This window comes from Romboutsia faecis (genome assembly GCF_014323405.1).
Taxonomy (GTDB): domain Bacteria; phylum Bacillota; class Clostridia; order Peptostreptococcales; family Peptostreptococcaceae; genus Romboutsia_E; species Romboutsia_E faecis.
In genome coordinates this window covers 20,473-40,145 of the sequence record NZ_JACRWE010000011.1, presented here as the reverse complement: position 1 = coordinate 40,145, position 19,673 = coordinate 20,473, and the positions used below count along the sequence as shown (strand labels likewise).

21 protein-coding genes and 5 tRNA genes are annotated in these 19,673 nt (G+C 29.0%); 25 read left to right on the top strand and 1 reads right to left on the bottom strand.

From position 1 onward, the window contains the following. Nucleotides 1-168: 168 nt before the first annotated feature. The 24 genes from noc to H8923_RS15510 all read left to right on the top strand — a co-directional run bounded on the left by noc (nt 169) and on the right by H8923_RS15510 (nt 17,790). Complete coding sequence (gene noc, locus H8923_RS15625) at nt 169-954, top strand: nucleoid occlusion protein (protein ID WP_153972791.1); 786 nt, start codon at nt 169-171, stop codon at nt 952-954. Nucleotides 955-1,007: 53 nt separating this feature from the next. After that, on the top strand, nt 1,008-1,781 hold the full coding sequence (locus tag H8923_RS15620; protein ID WP_153972790.1) for a ParA family protein: 774 nt from the start codon (nt 1,008-1,010) through the stop codon (nt 1,779-1,781). Nucleotide 1,782: 1 nt separating this feature from the next. Further along, nucleotides 1,783-2,655 (top strand): ParB/RepB/Spo0J family partition protein, encoded by an 873-nt coding sequence (locus H8923_RS15615; RefSeq protein WP_153972789.1) that lies wholly within the window; start codon nt 1,783-1,785, stop codon nt 2,653-2,655. Between the two features lie 22 nt (nt 2,656-2,677). Beyond that, the gene (locus H8923_RS15610; protein ID WP_153972788.1) at nt 2,678-3,820 is read left to right on the top strand and encodes an aminotransferase class V-fold PLP-dependent enzyme; all 1,143 of its coding nucleotides are present in this window, start codon (nt 2,678-2,680) and stop codon (nt 3,818-3,820) included. A 161-nt stretch (nt 3,821-3,981) separates the two neighbouring features. Continuing rightward, entirely contained in the window at nt 3,982-5,274 is a 1,293-nt protein-coding gene (locus H8923_RS15605) for a helix-turn-helix domain-containing protein (protein ID WP_153972787.1), read from the top strand. 70 nt (nt 5,275-5,344) lie between these two features. Then, nucleotides 5,345-6,364 (top strand): hypothetical protein, encoded by a 1,020-nt coding sequence (locus H8923_RS15600; RefSeq protein WP_153972786.1) that lies wholly within the window; start codon nt 5,345-5,347, stop codon nt 6,362-6,364. A gap of 95 nt (nt 6,365-6,459) precedes the next feature. Further along, nucleotides 6,460-7,050 carry a sulfurtransferase-like selenium metabolism protein YedF gene (gene yedF, locus H8923_RS15595; protein ID WP_153972785.1) on the top strand — a complete coding sequence of 197 codons (591 nt, stop codon included), beginning with the start codon at nt 6,460-6,462 and terminating at the stop codon, nt 7,048-7,050. A 105-nt stretch (nt 7,051-7,155) separates the two neighbouring features. Continuing rightward, nucleotides 7,156-7,419: a DUF3343 domain-containing protein gene (locus H8923_RS15590; RefSeq protein WP_153972784.1), complete on the top strand. Its 264-nt coding sequence runs from the start codon at nt 7,156-7,158 to the stop codon at nt 7,417-7,419. A gap of 13 nt (nt 7,420-7,432) precedes the next feature. Continuing rightward, nucleotides 7,433-7,618 (top strand): DUF951 domain-containing protein, encoded by a 186-nt coding sequence (locus H8923_RS15585; RefSeq protein WP_153972783.1) that lies wholly within the window; start codon nt 7,433-7,435, stop codon nt 7,616-7,618. Nucleotides 7,619-7,713: 95 nt separating this feature from the next. Beyond that, the gene (locus H8923_RS15580) at nt 7,714-8,898 is read left to right on the top strand and encodes an aminotransferase-like domain-containing protein (protein ID WP_153972782.1); all 1,185 of its coding nucleotides are present in this window, start codon (nt 7,714-7,716) and stop codon (nt 8,896-8,898) included. Between the two features lie 270 nt (nt 8,899-9,168). Beyond that, entirely contained in the window at nt 9,169-9,447 is a 279-nt protein-coding gene (gene rpsF / locus H8923_RS15575; RefSeq protein ID WP_187127979.1) for a 30S ribosomal protein S6, read from the top strand. A 37-nt stretch (nt 9,448-9,484) separates the two neighbouring features. Continuing rightward, nucleotides 9,485-9,934 (top strand): single-stranded DNA-binding protein, encoded by a 450-nt coding sequence (locus tag H8923_RS15570; RefSeq protein WP_153972781.1) that lies wholly within the window; start codon nt 9,485-9,487, stop codon nt 9,932-9,934. Between the two features lie 18 nt (nt 9,935-9,952). Next, nucleotides 9,953-10,180, top strand: coding sequence for a 30S ribosomal protein S18 (rpsR, locus tag H8923_RS15565; RefSeq protein ID WP_095405516.1), 228 nt, complete (start codon nt 9,953-9,955; stop codon nt 10,178-10,180). Nucleotides 10,181-10,294: 114 nt separating this feature from the next. After that, the gene (locus tag H8923_RS15560) at nt 10,295-10,615 is read left to right on the top strand and encodes a MazG-like family protein (protein WP_187127978.1); all 321 of its coding nucleotides are present in this window, start codon (nt 10,295-10,297) and stop codon (nt 10,613-10,615) included. A 6-nt stretch (nt 10,616-10,621) separates the two neighbouring features. Next, nucleotides 10,622-11,578 (top strand): DUF2232 domain-containing protein, encoded by a 957-nt coding sequence (locus H8923_RS15555; protein WP_153972780.1) that lies wholly within the window; start codon nt 10,622-10,624, stop codon nt 11,576-11,578. A gap of 10 nt (nt 11,579-11,588) precedes the next feature. Beyond that, on the top strand, nt 11,589-13,583 hold the full coding sequence (locus tag H8923_RS15550; protein ID WP_153972779.1) for a DHH family phosphoesterase: 1,995 nt from the start codon (nt 11,589-11,591) through the stop codon (nt 13,581-13,583). Beyond that, entirely contained in the window at nt 13,584-14,033 is a 450-nt protein-coding gene (gene rplI, locus H8923_RS15545; protein ID WP_153972778.1) for a 50S ribosomal protein L9, read from the top strand. A 23-nt stretch (nt 14,034-14,056) separates the two neighbouring features. Beyond that, entirely contained in the window at nt 14,057-15,385 is a 1,329-nt protein-coding gene (gene dnaB / locus H8923_RS15540; protein ID WP_147540358.1) for a replicative DNA helicase, read from the top strand. Between the two features lie 434 nt (nt 15,386-15,819). After that, nucleotides 15,820-17,109 (top strand): adenylosuccinate synthase, encoded by a 1,290-nt coding sequence (locus H8923_RS15535; RefSeq protein ID WP_153972777.1) that lies wholly within the window; start codon nt 15,820-15,822, stop codon nt 17,107-17,109. Nucleotides 17,110-17,386: 277 nt separating this feature from the next. Beyond that, nucleotides 17,387-17,462, top strand: a tRNA-Lys gene (locus H8923_RS15530). A gap of 6 nt (nt 17,463-17,468) precedes the next feature. Continuing rightward, nucleotides 17,469-17,543: transfer RNA gene (locus H8923_RS15525), tRNA-Glu, on the top strand. Between the two features lie 6 nt (nt 17,544-17,549). Then, a tRNA-Val gene (locus H8923_RS15520) sits at nt 17,550-17,625 on the top strand. Nucleotides 17,626-17,630: 5 nt separating this feature from the next. Beyond that, nucleotides 17,631-17,707: transfer RNA gene (locus H8923_RS15515), tRNA-Asp, on the top strand. 8 nt (nt 17,708-17,715) lie between these two features. Continuing rightward, nucleotides 17,716-17,790: transfer RNA gene (locus tag H8923_RS15510), tRNA-Thr, on the top strand. Between the two features lie 110 nt (nt 17,791-17,900). Here the strand turns inward: H8923_RS15510 and H8923_RS15505 are convergent. Then, nucleotides 17,901-18,485, bottom strand: coding sequence for an ATP-dependent Clp protease proteolytic subunit (locus tag H8923_RS15505; RefSeq protein ID WP_153972773.1), 585 nt, complete (start codon nt 18,483-18,485; stop codon nt 17,901-17,903). A 158-nt stretch (nt 18,486-18,643) separates the two neighbouring features. Between H8923_RS15505 and H8923_RS15500 the strand changes: the two genes are divergently transcribed. Then, nucleotides 18,644-19,672 (top strand): threonine aldolase family protein, encoded by a 1,029-nt coding sequence (locus tag H8923_RS15500; protein WP_153972772.1) that lies wholly within the window; start codon nt 18,644-18,646, stop codon nt 19,670-19,672. Nucleotide 19,673 lies beyond the last annotated feature (1 nt).

The window sequence follows — 19,673 nt, the reverse complement described above, 5'->3', positions numbered from 1 at the left end:
AGAACTTAATTATACATTTAATTTATAGAATTTCTATAAATTAGAAGGATTAAGTATTTATATGAAGAAATATTATACACAGATGTATAATTAATAAAAGAATTAATTAAATAATGTAAAGATTTACTGAAATTTAAATATATTTATATCTAATGAGAGAGGGATGTTATGGAAGATAAAAGAGTTATGGAGATACCTATAGAAAATATAGTTCCAAATCCATATCAACCAAGAAAAATATTTTCGCAAACAGCGCTAGAAGAGTTAAGTAGCTCTATAAAGGTTTATGGAATACTTCAGCCTATAACTGTTAGACAAAAAGATGATAAGTATGAGTTAATTGCAGGAGAAAGAAGATATAGAGCAGCCAAGCTTGCAAGCTTTAAGACTATACCAGCTATTATAAATAATATGTCTGATGAATCTTCGGCAGTTTTAGCTTTGTTGGAAAACCTTCAAAGAGAAGACTTAAACTTTATAGAAGAAGCTATGGGATATGAAAACTTAATAAAAGAACATAGCTTTACTCAACAACAACTAGCGGAAAAGTTGGGAAAAAATCAGTCAACTATAGCTAATAAGCTTAGAATTTTAAGATTACCGTCAGAAGTGAAGATTAAGTTAGTTGAAAATGGATTAACAGAAAGACATGCAAGAGCACTTCTTAAGTTACCGACGGAAGATTTGATGAAGGAAGTACTAGATAAAATTATAAAAAATGAACTTACTGTTAAAAAAACAGAAAAGTTGATTAAGGATATAATTGAAAGCTTAGAAGCGCAAGAAGAACCAGAGAAAAAGCAAAGTATCAAAGCTTCTATGGGAATAAGAATATACTTAAATACAATGAAGCAGGCTTTTGATGCTATACTAAATACAGGTATTAAGGCTAAGTATAATGAAATAGATAAGGGAGATTACATGGAAGTTGTTGTAAAAATTCCTAAAAAGTAAAGATTACTGCTTAGCAGTAATCTTTTTTTAAAAGGTTTAGAGGGGGAAATCTCATGGGCAAAATAATTGCAGTATTTAATCAAAAAGGTGGAGTTGGGAAAACTACAACAAATGTAAACCTAAGTGCTGGCTTAGGAAAAATGGGAAAAAGAGTTTTGGTTCTAGATTTAGATCCACAAGGAAACACTACTAGTGGATATGGTATAGATAAGCAAGAAGTAGAAGATACCATATATGAAGTAATGCTAGAAGATATTAGTATAAGGGAAGCTATTATACCTACTGAATTTGAGAATATAGATCTCGTAGCCTCAGCTACAGACCTTTCAGGTGCAGAAATAGAAATAGCAGAAATGGAAAATAGAGAATATTTATTAAAAAACGCAATAAAAGAAGTAAAAGAAGAGTATGATTATATATTTATAGACTGTCCACCATCCTTAGGGATGCTAACTATAAACTGTTTAACAGCTGTAGACAGTGTTTTAATACCAATACAATGTGAATATTATGCATTAGAAGGTGTTAGCCAATTGATGCAAACTATAAAATTAGTAAAATCAAGATTAAATCCAAATATAAGTATTCAGGGTGTTGTATTAAGTATGTTTGATGGAAGGGCTAACTTATCTATTCAAGTAGTTGAAGAAGTAAAAAAATATTTTAAGGGAAGTGTATATACTACACTTATACCAAGAAATGTAAGATTAGCAGAAGCACCAAGTCATGGCATGCCAGTAATTTATTATGACACTAAATGCAGAGGAACTGAGGCATATTTAGAATTAGCAGAAGAGTTTATAGATTTAGAGGAGGATATAATATAATATGGAGAAGAGAGTGTCTAAAAGAAGCAACAGATTAGGGAAAGGACTTAGTGCATTGATACCAGAATTAAAGGACGACATCGATAAAAAAGAAATTGTAGAATTAGATATAAGTATGGTATATCCTAACGAAGATCAACCAAGAAAAGTGTTTGATGAGGAAAAGATAAATATATTATCAGATTCAATTAAGGCCTATGGTGTTTTGCAGCCTATTGTTGTAAAACCTGATGAAAATGGGAAATATATGATAATAGCTGGTGAAAGAAGATATAGGGCTAGTAGAGCTGCAAAAAAGGGTTCTATACCAGCAGTAATAAAGGATTTACCGATAAGAGATATAATGGAAATAGCACTTATTGAGAACTTACAAAGAGAAGACTTAAATCCAATAGAAGAAGCATTAGCATATAAAAGTTTAATAGATAATCATAATGTAACTCAAGAAGAAATATCAGAGGCTGTAGGAAAAAGTAGACCTCATATAACTAACACAATTAGATTATTAAATTTAAGAGAAGAAGTTATATCTATGATTGAATATGGGGAAATAACAGCTGGTCATGGTAAAGCTCTACTTAGAATTACAGATAAAGACAAGCAATTAGAAGTTGCTAAAAGAATTGTAGAAGAAGAACTTTCAGTAAGAGCGACAGAAAGCATAGCTAAAAAAATAAGTGAAGAACAAAATGTAAAAATACCAACAAAAAAAGAAAAAGACATATTTATTGTTGATGTAGAAGAAAGATTAAGAAATATATTTGGAACAAAGGTAAATATATCTCAAGGTAAGAAAAAAGGAAAAATAGAAATAGAATACTATAATGATGAGGAATTAAATAGCATAGTATCTATGCTGCTTGAAGATATGTAAGTCCTTAAGAAAGGAAATTAGAATGATTTATTTAGACAATGCGGCTACAACATATCCAAAACCAAACTCAGTATATGATGCAGTATTAGACTGTATGAAAAATTATTGTGCTAATCCAGGAAGAGCAGGTCATAGATTAGCTATGAGAGCTGCAAGGGAAATATATGATGCAAGAGAAAACCTAGCAAAATTATTTAATATTGATAACCCTATGAATATAGTATTTACTAGCAATGCTACAGATTCACTAAATTTAGCTATTAAAGGAAGTGTAACTAAGGGAGATCATATAATAACTACTAGTATGGAACATAACTCAGTAATAAGACCTATAAAGGCACTAGAAAAAAATGGTGTGGAAAATACAATAGTTAACTGTGATAAAGATGGTTTTTTAGATTATAAAGATCTAGAAAATGCAATAAAAGCAAATACAAAGTTAATAGTAACCACTCATGCATCAAATGTATGTGGAACATTAGTTGATATAGCGAAAGTAAGTGAAATTGCCAAAAAACATAATATTTTATATTTAGTAGATGCTTCTCAAACAGCAGGAGTTTATGATATAGATGTAAAAAAAATAAACGTGGATATGTTAGCGGCACCAGGACATAAATGCTTATTTGGTCCACAGGGAACTGGTATTTTGTATATAAGAGAAGGTCTAAACATAGATATTTTAAAAGAAGGTGGAACAGGAAGTAAATCAGAAGATTTATTTCAGCCAGATTTAGTTCCAGATAAGTATGAATCAGGAACTAACAATACATCTGGAATTGCTGGTTTAAACGCAGGCGTTAAGTTTATATTTGAAGAAGGTATTGAAAACATAAGAGAACATGAAGAAAAACTATGTGAATATATGCTAAATAGATTAGAGGAAGTTCCTAATATAGTAATTTATGGAACGAAAAATGTTAAAGAAAAAGCAGCTGTAATAGCTTTAAATATAGGGAGTATGGATTCAGGTGAAGTAACATTTTTATTAGATAGTGAATATGATATAGCTACAAGATCAGGAATTCATTGCTCTCCATTAGCACATAAAACATTAGGAACACTAGAGCAGGGTGTCGTAAGATTTAGCTTAGGGTACTTTAATACTAAAGAAGATATTGATAAGACTATAGAAGCATTAAAAGAGATAGCGATTAATAATTAATAAAAAGGAGTATCTGAATTATTTTAGATACTCCTTTTTTTTAAGTTAAAATGACAGCATAAAACCAAATAATGTAAATTTATATAGTGTTTTTAAGATAAACATAAGTTATAATTATATTATAATAAACCAATTAATTCAGTGGGTTAGGGGGGAATAGTATGAACATTTTAAGTTTGGGCGAGAAAATAAAAAAACTGAGAAAAGAAAAAAATATGACGTTAAAGGAATTAGCGGGAGACAGGATAACTGCAGCTCAGATAAGTCATATAGAACGAGATAAATCCCATACAAGCTACGAGTTACTAGATTATTTAGCTAAGAGGCTAGATGTTAGTGCAGATTACCTTTTGGAAACGAAAGATATGCAAGCAAAAAAAATAACTGATAACTTAATACTTCAAAGTGAAATATATATAAAAAGTAATGAATTAGAAAAAGCAGATGAGCAAATAACTAAAGCTTTAGAAATATGTAAAGAATACGACTTAACGGATAATTACGGAAAATGTAATTTTTTACTAGCGAATATTCATTTAAAAAGAGGAGATTATGACAATGCAATTAGCAGCTTTGAGAAAGCATTATTCTTCTTTATAAAAAATAACGATAAAAAAAATATATTTAAATGCTATTTAGATATAGGAAGAATCTATAATAAAGAAAAATTTTATAAAGGAGCAATAAGTCATTTCAGTTTTGCTGAGGAAATATTGGATGATATTAAAGATGAAGATATTAACCTATATAAGGATTTATACAGTAAGATAGCAAGTTGCTATATGCAATTAGATCAGCCTCAAAAGTCTTTAGAATATATATCTAAGATAAATGAATTAGATAAGAATAACTCTATAAAAGAAGAAGCTGAAATGATTGTTCTAAAAGCAAAAGGTTTATTCGATATGGGGAGATACGAAGAATCTAAAGAGTATTTTAGAAGAGCATTAGAAATAATTGAAAAAGAAGAGGATAAAAATAAATTAGCAAAAATATATTTGGCCATGAGTGATGTTTACTCAAGTATAGGAGATACGGAAAAAGTATTAGAATATTCTCAGAGAGCATACGATATAAAGAAAAATGATGAAGATCAATATATGTTAGATGGCCTATTTAACATGATACAGTCTTATATAGATGATGAAGAGTATTCTTTAGCTAGAAAATACTGTAAGTTGACTTTAGCATCCTCAATTAAAAGTAAAAATAAATTAAGTGAATATAAATCTTTAAAGTTTTATTCAGATATCCATAAAAAAGAAAATGAAATAGAATTGGCAATAGAATATTTAACTAAATGTATAGCAATAGTTTCTACTCTAGAAGAGCAAAAACTATTGGCTGACTTATACATAGAATTAGGACAATTATATGCTAATATATCGAAAGACAAAGAATTAGAATACTACCAAAAGGGAGTATTTGTTTATAAAAATTTAGAAATAATTTAAAAAGACTCTTTTAAAAAGGAGTCTTTTTTTTTATATAGAATTAAGTATAGAAGTTAGGAGAGGATAAAGTATGAAAAAAATAACCATATTGGCAATAATAGCACTACTATTATTAATATTTATAAATCCTAGTAAGATAAGTACATTTAATGGCTTAAGTTCAAATACAGATAGTATAAAGGAAATAAGAACTATAGATTTTACAGGGGAGATACAGTATTTAGAATATAAGAATAGATTATGTTTATTGAATGATAATGAACTTAAAATTATAGATGAAGAGGGAAAAGATATACAAACTCAAGAAATGCAATCAGGAAATACAAAGATATACAGTAATATTTATATTGATGTTTTAAATAAAAACGATAACAAAGGATTTAGCCTGGATGAGAATGGAAATGTAGCATTTAGTACAAAGGTTTCACCAGAAACATTTTTGTATGAAAGTATAAATAAGTATGTATTTGTAGATGCACTTAAAGGTAGTGAGAAAGAAACATTAAAGATATTAAATAATGATGGAGAGGTAAATAATAGAATAGAAGTTGACGGAAAAATAACTAATATAAAAGCAATGGATGATTATATTTTAATGTCTTATATAAGTATTACAAATGAAATTCAAAATAAGTTGATTTTATATGATGAAAATGGAAATATAAAAAAAGAAACTGAATTTAATGATATTATTTTAGATATTTTGAAGATGGATGAAAATATATATATTGTATTTGAGGATAGTATAAAAATTTTAGATAAAGAATTAAATGAAAAAAGTTCTATAAAGATAGAAGGTGTGAGCTTAATAGAACAAAATAATGAAAATAATATTTTTATCAAAAATTATCAAGGAAACTGGGGTTATATTAAAGACGGAAAGTATAGAAGCATTAAAACAAAAGAAACAAATTTAAATATAGAGGGAATAAAAGATACATACTTATTATATTCAGATAAATCTATCTATAATGATAAGCAAAAGCAAATAATAAACTTTAATGAAGAAATCAAGGATATAGAAGCTATAGGGCAAGACTCTATAGCCGTAGTATTTAAAAATAAAATAAAAATTTATAAAATTCTATAAGTATTTCTATTAGTATATAGAAAGAATCTATAACAAAGAAAATATTAGTTATGATAGAATTAATTTAAACAATTTTGAAAGAAAGGGTATAAATCATGAAGATAGAAGTTGATGCTAGGGGATTAAACTGTCCTATGCCAGTTATAAATACAAAAAAAGAGTTAGATAAAATAGAATCAGGATTAGTTATAACTACTGTAGATAATGCAATTGCTAAGGAAAATATATTAAAATTAGCAAACTCATTAAACTGTGAAGCTAAGGTTATAAAAGAAGAAAAAGATTTGATTTCTATAGAGATAAAAAAAGGAGAAAATGTTATAATAGAAAAAAGTGAAAATATTGCCTTAGAAGATAAGTGTGTATTTATATCATCAGATAAAATGGGAGAAGGAAATGAGGAGTTAGGAAAAGTGCTTATAAAAGGATTTATATATGCATTAACAGAATCTAAACCTTATCCAAAACATATTATCCTTGTTAATGGTGGTGTAAAGCTAAGCACAGAAAATGAAGCTACTGTAGAAAATCTAAAACTATTAGAAGAAGCAGGAGTAGAAATACTTTCTTGTGGAACTTGTTTAGATTATTATAGACTAAAAGAAAAACTACAAGTAGGTTCAATCACAAATATGTATACAATATTGGAGATAATGAAAAATTCATTACAAACTATATCGATATAATAGACATAAAGATAATTATTACAAAGGCTACATATAATAAGATATGTAGCCTTTTAAATTAAAATATAATTTCAATATAAATTACATAAAAGAGAGGTCATCAAAATGAATGAAATGTATATAGTATCATTTAACTCAACGCATCATGCAATAAGAACAGAAAAAATATTAAGCGAAAATAATATAAAATGTACAACATTACCAACACCAAGAGAAATAACTGCTAGTTGTGGAATATCAATTAGATTTTTAGTTGAAGACATAGATAAGGTAAAAGAAATACTAATAAATAGTGAAGTAGATTATAAAGGAATATTTAAAATACAAAAACTATCTGATGGTAAAAAAAGTGTAGAACAAATAGGATAGGAGGAGAAATTTTATGCCAATAGATTTAAAAGTTGGGGATATAGTAGAATTGAAGAAGCAACATGCTTGTGGTTGTAAAGAATTTGAAATCACAAGAGTGGGTATGGATATAAAAATAAAATGCACTCAATGTTCAAGACTAATAATGCTAGATAGACCAACATTAGAAAAAAGAGTAAAGAAAATTGTAAATAGATAGTATAAAAAAAATTTTTAATATAAAGTAAAAATAGTTCTAAAACTTAACTGACATGCTTATAAATAAAAGGGGAACAAATTTATAGGGGGGATAACATGCCAGTTGAATTTGCTGATAGAATGAAAAATATAAAAGGCTCTGAAATTCGTGAATTATTAAAACTTACTGAGAATCCTGAGGTAATATCTTTTGCAGGTGGATTGCCAGCGCCTGAATTATTTCCAATTGAAGAAATGAAGAAGGTATCAGTTGCGGTATTAGAAGAAGAAGGCAGAGCTGCATTGCAATATTCAACAACAGAAGGACATGGACCATTAAGAGAGAAGATAGCTCAAAGGATGAATGATAAGTTAAAAACTAATATATCCAAGGTTGATATACTTATTACTAATGGATCACAGCAAGGATTAGATTTTGCCGGAAAAATATTTATTAATAAAGGTGATGTAATCTTATGTGAAAGTCCTTCATATTTAGGCGCTATAAATGCATTTAATTCCTATCAACCTAAATATATAGAAGTTCCAACTGATGAAAATGGTATGATAATGGAAGCGTTAGAAGAAATATTAGAAAAAACTAAAAATGTAAAAATGATATATGTTATACCCGACTTTCAGAATCCAACAGGAAGAACTTGGTCGCTAGAAAGACGTAAAAAGTTTATAGAAATAATAAATAAGTATGAAATACCTGCTATAGAAGACAATCCTTATGTAGAGTTAAGATTTGATGAGGGATTTTTACCATGTCTAAAAGCATTAGATACAAAGGGATTGATTATATATTTGGGGAGCTTTTCAAAAATATTCTGTCCAGGATATAGATTAGGATGGACTTGTGCTTCTCCAGAAATCTTAAGTAAATTTATAATTGTAAAACAGGGTGCGGATTTGCAGGCATCTACAATAAGTCAAAGAGAAGTTAACAAGTTTATGGAAATGTATGATTTAGATGCTCACGTAGAAAAAATAAAATCTGTGTATAAAGTACGTAGAGATTTGATGCTTAAAACTTTGGAAGAGGAACTTCCAGAAGGTGTTAAATTTACACGTCCATCAGGAGGACTGTTTACCTGGTTAGAATTACCTGAAAACATAGATGCATCAGAATTACTTAAAAAGTGTTTAGAGAATAATGTGGCATATGTGTCAGGAGAAGCATTCTTCCCTAATGGAGGCAAATATAATTGTTTTAGAATGAACTACTCTACTATGACAGAAGATAAAATTGTAGAAGGTATAAAAAGATTAGCTATTGCTTTAAAAGAATTTATGTAAATAAAAAAAGGTGGTCTAATGACCACCTTTTTTAGGGGAGATTGGGATGAAATATATTTAAGTTATGGGGGCTATATATCAATATTATTATCATTAAAAGTTAAAATTATACGTATTACAACCCAAAAATATGTAATAATAATAAAATAAGACATAAATTCAAATTGACAATTTTATTAAATGGTGATAAAATAAGCAAGTATGAGAATTTATTCTCATTTCTCTGCTCTGCGAAGCAGAGCCGTTAAGTCCAAAGGGAGGTGAATTATAGTGAAAAATTACGAATTAGTTTACGTTGTTAGACCAAATGCTGAAGAAGAAGTAAGAGAAGCGGTTATAAACAAGGTTAAAGAAGTAGTTGCTGCTTCTGGTGAAGTAGTTAACGTTGACGTTTGGGGAACTAAGAAATTAGCTTATCCAATAGCTAAGTTCAACGAAGGTCACTACGTATTAGTTAACTTTAAGGCTGCTGTTGATGTTCCTAAAGAATTAGACAGAAACTTAAAGATAAACGAGAACGTAATAAGACATATGATAGTTGTTGCTTAATAACTAAAGTCTTATTATAAATTAGGATGGTGTTTTTATGAACCATGTTGTATTAGTCGGTAGATTAACTAGAGATCCTGAACTTAGATATATTCCTGGAACAGGAACGCCAGTTGCTACATTTTCAGTTGCCATCGATAGAGATTATACTAAAAAAGATGGAACAAAAGAAACAGACTTTATACCTGTAGAGGTAATGGGAAAACCTGCTGAATTTTGTGCTAACTATATTTCCAAAGGAAGATTAGTTGCTATACAAGGTTCAATAAGAATTGACCAATATAAATCTCAAACAGGAGAAAATAGAACTTTTACTAAGGTAAGTGCTCGTAATGTACAAGCCTTAGATAGCAATAGAAATAGAACGGATAGTCCATATCCAGATCAATCTAGAGGTTCAGAACCGACTTTTGAACCTAGCTTTGAGCCACAAGGATTAGATCCTCAAGGATTCCAAGCGATAGATGATGATGATATACCATTTTAGAAAAGGAGGGGAACTAACATGATGAACAAGAAAAGACGTAAGAAAAAGAGAGTTTGTCAATTCTGTGCTTCTAAAGACGCTAGAATAGATTACAAAAACACTCAAAGATTACAAAAATACGTAACTGAAAGAGGTAAAATATTACCAAGAAGAATCTCTGGAACTTGTGCTAAGCACCAAAGAGAATTAACAGTTGCAATAAAGAGAGCTAGAAACATAGCACTTTTACCATACACTTTAGACTAAGATTTAGTCTAATAAAAAAACGAGCCTTAGGGCTCGTTTTTTGTTTATCTATTTTATCTGCTTAATATATTATAAATTATGGTATAATGTTTATATATTAAGGGGGGGAAATTAGTGAGATTTGATAAAGGTTCTGAGATTACTAAAAATGTAAAGATAATAGAATGGATGAAAAATGAAATATTAATGAGTGTAAGTGATTTATTTAATCTTTTATTTAAAGGTGTAAAACCAATAGATGAAGCATTACAAGACACTTTAGCAAATATTATAATGATTACATACCTTTTGGCAAAAAGACTTGGAATAAGTTTTAAAGATATAGATTACAAAATCAAAGAAAAGATAAAAATAGGAATAAAAGAAGAACATAGTATTGAAAGTTGGTACGGTGATTTATCTAATCTAAAAAAACACATGGACAATAAGGAGTGATTCTAATTGAATAAAAAATTTAGACTATCGCAAGCTGCAATGATAGTCATATTAGGTATAATATTAGTTTTAATATCAGTATATATTCCTATGCTAGCAATTTTAGCATTAGCAGTTCCAGTTCCATTTGCAATTATAGGAACTTTATGTGAAAGGAAATATGCTTTTTTATCATTAATATCTATCTTTTTGGTAATTATGTTTTGTGTAGACCCTATATATTCTATAAATATATGCATAATGAATGTAGTTCCAGGATTAATTATAGGTAATATAGCTAAACATAATATAAATAATGAAAATAGTAATAAATTTGAACCTATATATGGTGGAATGATTGCATTTACAGTTTGTACGATTATATTTTTCTTGTTATCAAAATCTATATTTAATATAGATTTAATCGGTGAGTTTAGCAAGGTAATCACAAATGGATTTAATGAACAAATGAGAATGATGGAAAAGATGAATGTAGACTTATATAAAAATATTAAGATAGAAGATATTCTAACTCTTGTAAAGAGCATGACTCCAACTATGTTATTTTTACAAGGTCTAATTGCATCGTTTATAACATACTACTTAGAGGTATTTATATTAAGGATAACAAGAATAATAAATTTACCAAAGCCGACATTTAGAGACTTTTATTTACCAGGAAATGCTGTGGCAACATCTTTGGTTTTATATTTAATAGTTCTATTATTAGGATTTATGAAAATTGGCCTATACATAGAATCAATAATGCTTAATTTACAAATGGTATTTAACTTCATGTTTATAATACAAGGAGTTGCGGTATCCATATACTACGCTAGAAAATGGTTAAAGCAAGGAACTGGTAAAAATGTTCTAGTATCAGGAATTCTTTTAGGTTTATTTGGTACAATGGGAATATCATTTATAGGGATGTTAGATAGTATAATTGATTTTAGAAAGGTTAGAAGCTATAAATCCACTTAGGAGGGTAGAAATGAGGAGTAAACCAAGTTTTAAAATAAATATGCCGGAAATAAATATATATATAATAATTATAGGGATAACAAGTACATTATTACTTTTCTATAATTTATATATAGGTTTTTTATTTTTCTTTGGTTTTATATATATAGTCTTTCATAATTGGAGAATAGCTAATATAAGAAAGAAAGAATGGACTAAATATATTCAGAACTTGTCTTTAGATATAGATGAGACAACCAAAAAGGCTATAATGAATCTTCCTATACCTCTTTGTATACTTGAATTTGATGGAAGAATATCTTGGTACAATAATAAATTTTATAAGATGACCGACTCATCTGATTTATTAGGTGTAAACATAGATAGTATAATAAAGAATTTAAATCTTAGAAAAGTATTAAATGAAAATAAGGAATTGTATACAGAGGTAACATATAAGGGTAGACAGTATACAGTAGTTTATAACGTAATAAAAAATGAACAAGAAAAAAATGCTAAGTATCTTATGATGCTTTACTGGCTAGATAAAACTGATTACTTAAAGCTTGAAAAAGAATATAATGAAGAAAAAAATGTAATTATGTTAATTCAAGTTGATGGATATGATGAAGTTTTAAAAAGTGCTAGTGAAGAAAATAGACCTCTAATAAACTTAGAGATAGAAAAAATGTTAACTTCTTTAGAAACTAATACCAAAGGTGCTTTAAAGAGAACCTCAAAAGATAAGTTTATACTCATTATGAATAAAAAAGAGTTAAATGAAATTGAAGAAAGTAAATTTGCTATTTTAGATAAAATTAGAGATATTAATCATGGAAATGGATTACCAGTAACGATAAGTATGGGTATAGGAATTGATGGAGATACCGTAAATGAAAACTTTAAACTTGCTAATAGTGCACTTGATTTAGCACTAGGTAGAGGTGGAGATCAGGCTGTTATAAAAACAAAGGATAAGTTTGCGTTTTATGGAGGGAAATCTAAGGCTGTTGAAAAAACAACTAAAGTTAAATCAAGGCTAATAGGTCATGCGTTAAGAGAAGTTATTTTGGGAAGTGACCAAGTATATATAATGGGTCATAAATATCCTGATATGGATGCTATGGGAGCTGCCGTTGGTATTTATGATATATGCAAATCTTGCAATAAGTCAGCTAATGTAGTATTGGATTCATCGAACGAATCTATTGATGAATTTGTAAAGCGACTAGAAAGTCAAGAATATTATAAAAATATATTTATAAATAAAGATGAGGCCATAAGAAATTGTAATAGAAATACATTGGTTGTAGTAGTTGATACTCATAGACCGTCATATACAGAATGTCAGGATCTATTAAGCTTAACTAAAAAGATTGTAGTAATAGACCACCATAGAAGAGGTGTAGAATTTATAAATGACTCAGTTTTATTATTCCATGAGATCTATGTATCTTCAACTTGTGAGATGGTTACAGAGTTAGTTCAATACATGGAGGAAAATGTAAAAATAAATAAAATAACAGCTGAAGGACTTTTAGCTGGTATAAGTTTAGATACAAAACATTTTGCATTTAAAACCGGAGTTAGGACATTTGAAGCAGCATCTTATTTAAGAAAAATGGGAGCAGACACAGTAGAAGTTAAAAAAATGTTTAATTCAGATGTTCAAGATTTTATAACAAAAGCAGATATTATAAAAAATTCAAAAGTAATAGATAATAGAATTGCTTTAGCATATTCAGAAAGAGAAATAGAAAATATAAATGTTGTAATTGCACAAGCAGCAGATGAACTGTTAAGTGTAAAAGGAATAGAGGCATCATTTGTAATAGGAAGAAAAGATGATACTGCATTTATAAGTGCAAGATCTTTCGGTCATATAAATGTGCAAGTTTTAATGGAGAAATTAGGTGGAGGAGGTCACATAGATATAGCTGGAGCACAGCTTAAAGATGTGAGCTTAAATGAAGCTTATAAAACAGTATATGAAATAATAGAAGAGTATTTACAGGAGGAAGATTAAATGAAGGTTATTTTATTAAAAGATGTAAAGGGAACAGGTAAAAAAGGAGAAATGAAAGAAGTAAGTGATGGATACGCAAGAAATTTTTTATTACCTAAAAAAATGGCAGTAGTAGCAGATAATACAGCTGTTAAAGAATTAAACGAAAAGAATAAAGCCGCAGAAAATAAGGCTCAAAAAGAGTATGAAGCTGCAGTAGAATTAGGTAAGAAAATGGAAGAAATGAATATAGTAATATACTCTAAATCTGGAGAAGGTGGAAGATTATTCGGATCAATAACTTCTAAAGATATAGCAGAACAATTAAAGAAACAACATGATATTGTTGTAGATAAGAGAAAAGTATTATTAAATGAACCAATAAGAGTTTTAGGCTCAACAAATGTTGAAATAAAAATACATCAAAAAGTTATTACTAAGATAAGAGTAGATGTAAGAGAAAAACAATAGTCAGTATACTTGAGGTGATATAAATGGAAGACGTAACGAGAATACCTCCCCATAGTGTGGAATCAGAACAATCTATATTAGGTTCTATATTATTAGATAAAGATGCAATAATAACTGTGAGTGAGACTATAAGGCCAAGTGACTTTTATAAAGAAGCTCATAAAATTATTTATGAATGTATGCTTAAGCTAAGTAATAAAAATGAACCTATAGATTTAATCACTTTGACAGAAGAACTAAAGAAACAAGGGCATCTAGATGATGTTGGAGGAATAAGTTATATAACAAGTCTTTCTACAATAGTGCCAACGACTTCTAATGTAAAGTACTATGCAGATATAGTAAAGGAAAAGTCGGTGCTTAGACAGCTTATAAAAGCTTCTAATGATATAATAAATTTAGGATATGAAAATTCTGTAAAAGTAGAAGAAGTACTAGAAAGAGCAGAAAAAAGAATTTTTGATATATCTCAAGAAAAAGCTAGTGATGATTTTAAATCTATTAATGAGGTATTAGTAGATGCTTATGATATGATTGAAAAGTTATATACTAATAAAAGTGATGTAACTGGAATAACCACAGGATTTAAAGATTTAAATAAAAAGATAAATGGCCTTCAAAGAACAGACTTAATATTAATTGCAGCACGTCCTGCTATGGGTAAAACAGCATTTTCTTTGAATTTAGTACAAAATGCAGCCTTAAAAGGTGATGCATCTGTTGCTGTATTTAGTTTGGAGATGTCTAAAGATCAGTTAGTACAGCGTATGTTAGCAGCTCAATCTCATGTTGAACTAAAGAAGATAAAAACAGGTACATTAGATGAAAATGACTGGCCAAGAATAATAGACGCTATGGCTGTTTTATCTAATGCAAGTATACATATAGATGATACCCCTGGTATAAAAATATCAGAGTTAAGGTCTAAATGTAGAAAGTTAAAGATAGAAAAAGGATTAGATTTAATACTTATAGATTATCTTCAACTAATGGAAGGTGAAGGTAATAATGAAAGTAGACAACAAGAAATAGCTAAAATATCAAGATCTTTAAAAATAATAGCAAAAGAACTCAATTGTCCAGTTGTTGCTCTTTCTCAGTTATCTCGTGCACCAGAGCAAAGAGCTGACCATAGACCGATGTTGTCGGATTTAAGAGAATCTGGATCGATAGAACAAGATGCTGATATAGTTATGTTCTTGTATAGAGATGAATATTATCATCCTGATTCAGAGAGTAAGAATATAGGTGAAGTTCTAATTGCTAAAAATAGACATGGTGAAACTGGATCTGTTGAATTAGTATGGTTAGGTGAAGTACAGAAGTTTGCAGATAAGGCTAGAGATATGTAATATCAACAAATATCCACAGAACAAATTTTCTATAAAAAACTATTTATGTGGATATTTATCATTAATTATCTGGAAATATTGAAATTTAGACGAAGTATTATCCACATTGTCCACAGAATGTCTGTTGATAAGTGTTGATAAGTAAAAAAGCAAGCTGAAATGCTTGCTTTTAATGTTTAAAAATATAAATTAGTTAATAGGGAAAATGTATTGAGTACGAGTTATAGTTATATATATATCCCTAAAAAGTAAATATAAACAAATATATTAAGGGAATAAAATTAAATATAAGAAGAATCATATCTATATAGATATATATTTCATTAAAATACATATTAAAATTATATAAGTATCAAAAAGGTTTGAAAATATATCGAATATTTGATAGAATATACAGGTAGAGTGTTCGAAAAAATGAAATAGAGGTGAAGTTCATGAAAACAGTCGCAGTTGTAGGATCTCAATGGGGAGATGAAGGGAAAGGTAAAGTTATAGATTACCTTGCTACTCAAGCTGATGTGGTAATAAGAGGTCAAGGCGGAAATAATGCTGGACATACTTTAGTTGTAGAGGGTAAAAAATTTGCTTTACGCTTAATACCATCAGGAATATTAAATTCAAATACTATAAATGTAATAGGTAATGGGATAGTATTTGATCCAAAGGGATTTTTAGAAGAAATAGAAATGCTTAATAGCAATGATATAGATACAAGTAACATAAAAATAAGTGATAGAGCACATGTTGTGTTCCCATATCACAAAGAATTAGATGCTTTAGCGGAAGAAGCTAGAGGAGATAATAAAATAGGTACTACTAAAAAAGGTATAGGACCATGTTACATGGATAAAACAGAAAGATCTGGATTAAGAATATGTGACTTAATGGATAAAGATATATTTGCTAAGAAATTAAAAGCTCAAATAAATGCTAAGAACAAATTAGTTATGGGTGTTTATGGAAAAGAAGCTATGTTTAATTTCGAAGAAACATATAATGAATATTTAGAATATGCAGAGAAAATAAGAAACTACGTAGCAGATACTTCTGTTATTGTTTATGATGCAATAAAAGCAGGAAAAAGAGTATTATTTGAAGGTGCACAAGGTACTTTATTAGACTTAGACTTAGGAACATATCCATATGTTACATCATCTCATCCTATATCAGGAGGATTTGCTGTAGGAGCTGGTGTTGGACCTAATATGATAAAAGATGTAGTAGGTATAGTAAAGGCATATACTACAAGAGTTGGAGAAGGTCCTTTTGTTACAGAATTAGATAATGAAATTGGTGAAAGAATAAGAGTTCAAGGTCATGAGTTCGGAACTGTAACAGGAAGAGCAAGAAGATGTGGTTGGTTTGATGCTGTCATAGTAAAATATGCAGCAAGAGTAAATGGATTAACAAGTATATCGTTTATGCTTTTAGACGTTTTAACTGGATTTGATAAAATTAATATATGTACAGCATATAAAATGGGAGACAAGATAATAAATGATTTCCCTGCATCATTAGAAGACTTAGCTAAATGTGAACCAGTATACGAAGAATTAGATGGATGGCATGAAGATATAACTAAAGTAGAAAAATTTGAGGACCTTCCTGAAAATGCTAAGAAATATATAGCAAGGATAGAAGAATTAGTTGGGGTAAATATAGATATGGTCTCTGTAGGACCAAATAGAGCTCAAACTATAATAAGAAAGAATATATTCGCTTAGAAATTAGAAATAATTATAACTATTTGCACAATATCTTAAAATTTATTATTAAGATTTTTTAGGATATTGTGCAATTTAATTTAAAAAATCAAACTTTTTATATAAAAATACTAAGACGTAAGTATTGAAATTACTAGGTTTACAAAAATATAATAAAAAAATAAAAAAAGTTTTAAAAAAGTGTTGACGAAATATATAAAAGTATATATAATAATATTTGTGAGCGAGAGAAATGACGAAATAAGTCGAAAGATTAAATCGCGAAACATAAGAAGATGATCCATTAGCTCAGTCGGTAGAGCACCTGACTTTTAATCAGGGTGTCCCGCGTTCGAGTCGCGGATGGATCACCATTTTATGGCCCATTGGTCAAGCGGTCAAGACACCGCCCTTTCACGGCGGTAACAGGGGTTCGATTCCCCTATGGGTCACCATTTCCCGGGACTATAGCTCAGCTGGGAGAGCACCTGCCTTACAAGCAGGGGGTCACAGGTTCGAGCCCTGTTAGTCCCACCATTTTTGGCCTGGTAGTTCAGTTGGTTAGAATGCCAGCCTGTCACGCTGGAGGTCGAGGGTTCGAGTCCCTTCCAGGTCGCCAAAAAATTTGCTGGTGTGGCTCAACGGTAGAGCAGCTGACTTGTAATCAGCAGGTTGTAGGTTCGATTCCTATCACCAGCTCCATTTAAACTCTTAGAATTTTTCTAAGAGTTTTTTTATTTTAAAAAGTTTTATTTTTAAAATAAAAAAAGTGGCATTAGCCACTTTTTTATTATGCAAATTTATTATTATTTTTATTTAGATAACTCATTGTAACTAGTTATGATTTTATTTACAATACCATAATCAACAGCTTCTTCAGATGTTAACCAATAGTTTCTATCAGTATCTTTTTCTACCTTTTCTAGAGGTTGGTTGGTTGCCTTACTTATAATCGTATTAATTCTGTTACGAACTCTAACGATTTCTTGAGCTTCTATATGTATATCGGTAGCTTGTCCCCTGCATCCTCCTAATGGTTGATGTATCATATATCTTGTATTTGGAAGAGAGTATCTATTTTCTTTATTAGCTGCAAGATATATTGTGATACCAGCACTTGCAACCCAACCAGTTCCTATAACGATTACCTTTGGTTTAATAAATTTAATCATGTCATGTATAGTATCCCCTGCTTCAACGTGACCACCTTGACTATTTATAAATAATTTAATAGGCTCATCACCCATTTCTTGTAATATTAGAAGCTGTGTAGCTACTTTTTCAGCTAAAGCTTGATTTATTTCTCCAGAGATTATAATAGATCTAGATTCTAGTAATTTTTCAGATATAACTGAGTTTTCTTTATTATTTTCTTGTTTTTCTTCTAAAATAAACATTATCTATTCCCCCTTATTTATTTGTAAATACTTTACTCCATAAGTATAGCATAACTTTAAAAGTTTGCTGAAAGGTTTATAGATAACTATTATAAAAAATGTTAATATAAATTTAAGGTATTTTATACAAATAACATAAGGATAATGGGGGAATATTTATGTACAGCTTTAAAAACGATTATAGCGAGGGAGCACATCCTAGAATTATTGAAACATTACTAAGAACAAATTTAGAACAATGTGAAGGTTACGGAAAAGATACGTATTGTGAAGAAGCTGAAAAATTAATAAAAAATAAGATAAATAATGATTCTGTAAATATTCATTTTATATCTGGAGGGACACAAACTAACTTAATCGCAATATCTGCATTCTTAAGGCCTCATGAAGGTGTTATATCAGCAAATACAGGGCATATATTTGTAAATGAAGCAGGTTCAATAGAAGCCACAGGACACAAGGTGATACCTGTTGATGTTGTAGATGGGAAACTAAGAAGAGAGGATATATTATCAGTATTGAGCAAGTTTACTAATGAACATGTTGTAAAACCAAAGCTTGTGTACATATCTAACTCTACTGAAATTGGAACTATATATAAACAGTCTGAATTAGAAGAGTTAAGTAAAGTTTGCAGAGAAAATAAATTATTACTATTCATGGATGGAGCAAGATTAGGTTCTGCACTTTCTTGTAGAGAAAATGATTTAACATTAGAAAATATAAGTAAATTAACTGATGCTTTTTATATTGGAGGAACAAAGAATGGAGCTCTTTTAGGTGAAGCACTTGTTATATGTAATAAAGATTTAAAAGAAGACTTTAGATATCACTTGAAACAAAAAGGAGCAATGCTTGCTAAAGGAAGATTACTTGGAATACAGTTTATAGAATTATTTAAAGATAATTTATTTTTTGAAATAGGAAAGCATGAAAATGATATGGCTGATTTATTAAGGGATGGAATAAGTAATCTTGGATATGAATTTTTAGTAGACTCTCCATCTAATCAAATATTCCCTATATTTGATAATTATATTATAAGAGAATTAGAGAAAAGCTATGGATTTAATATATGGGAAAAAATAAATAAAGAAAAAACTTCAATAAGATTAGTAACATCTTTTGCAACAAAAAAAGAAACTTGTCTAGAATTTATAAAGGCTTTAAGCGAATTAACTAAGTAAT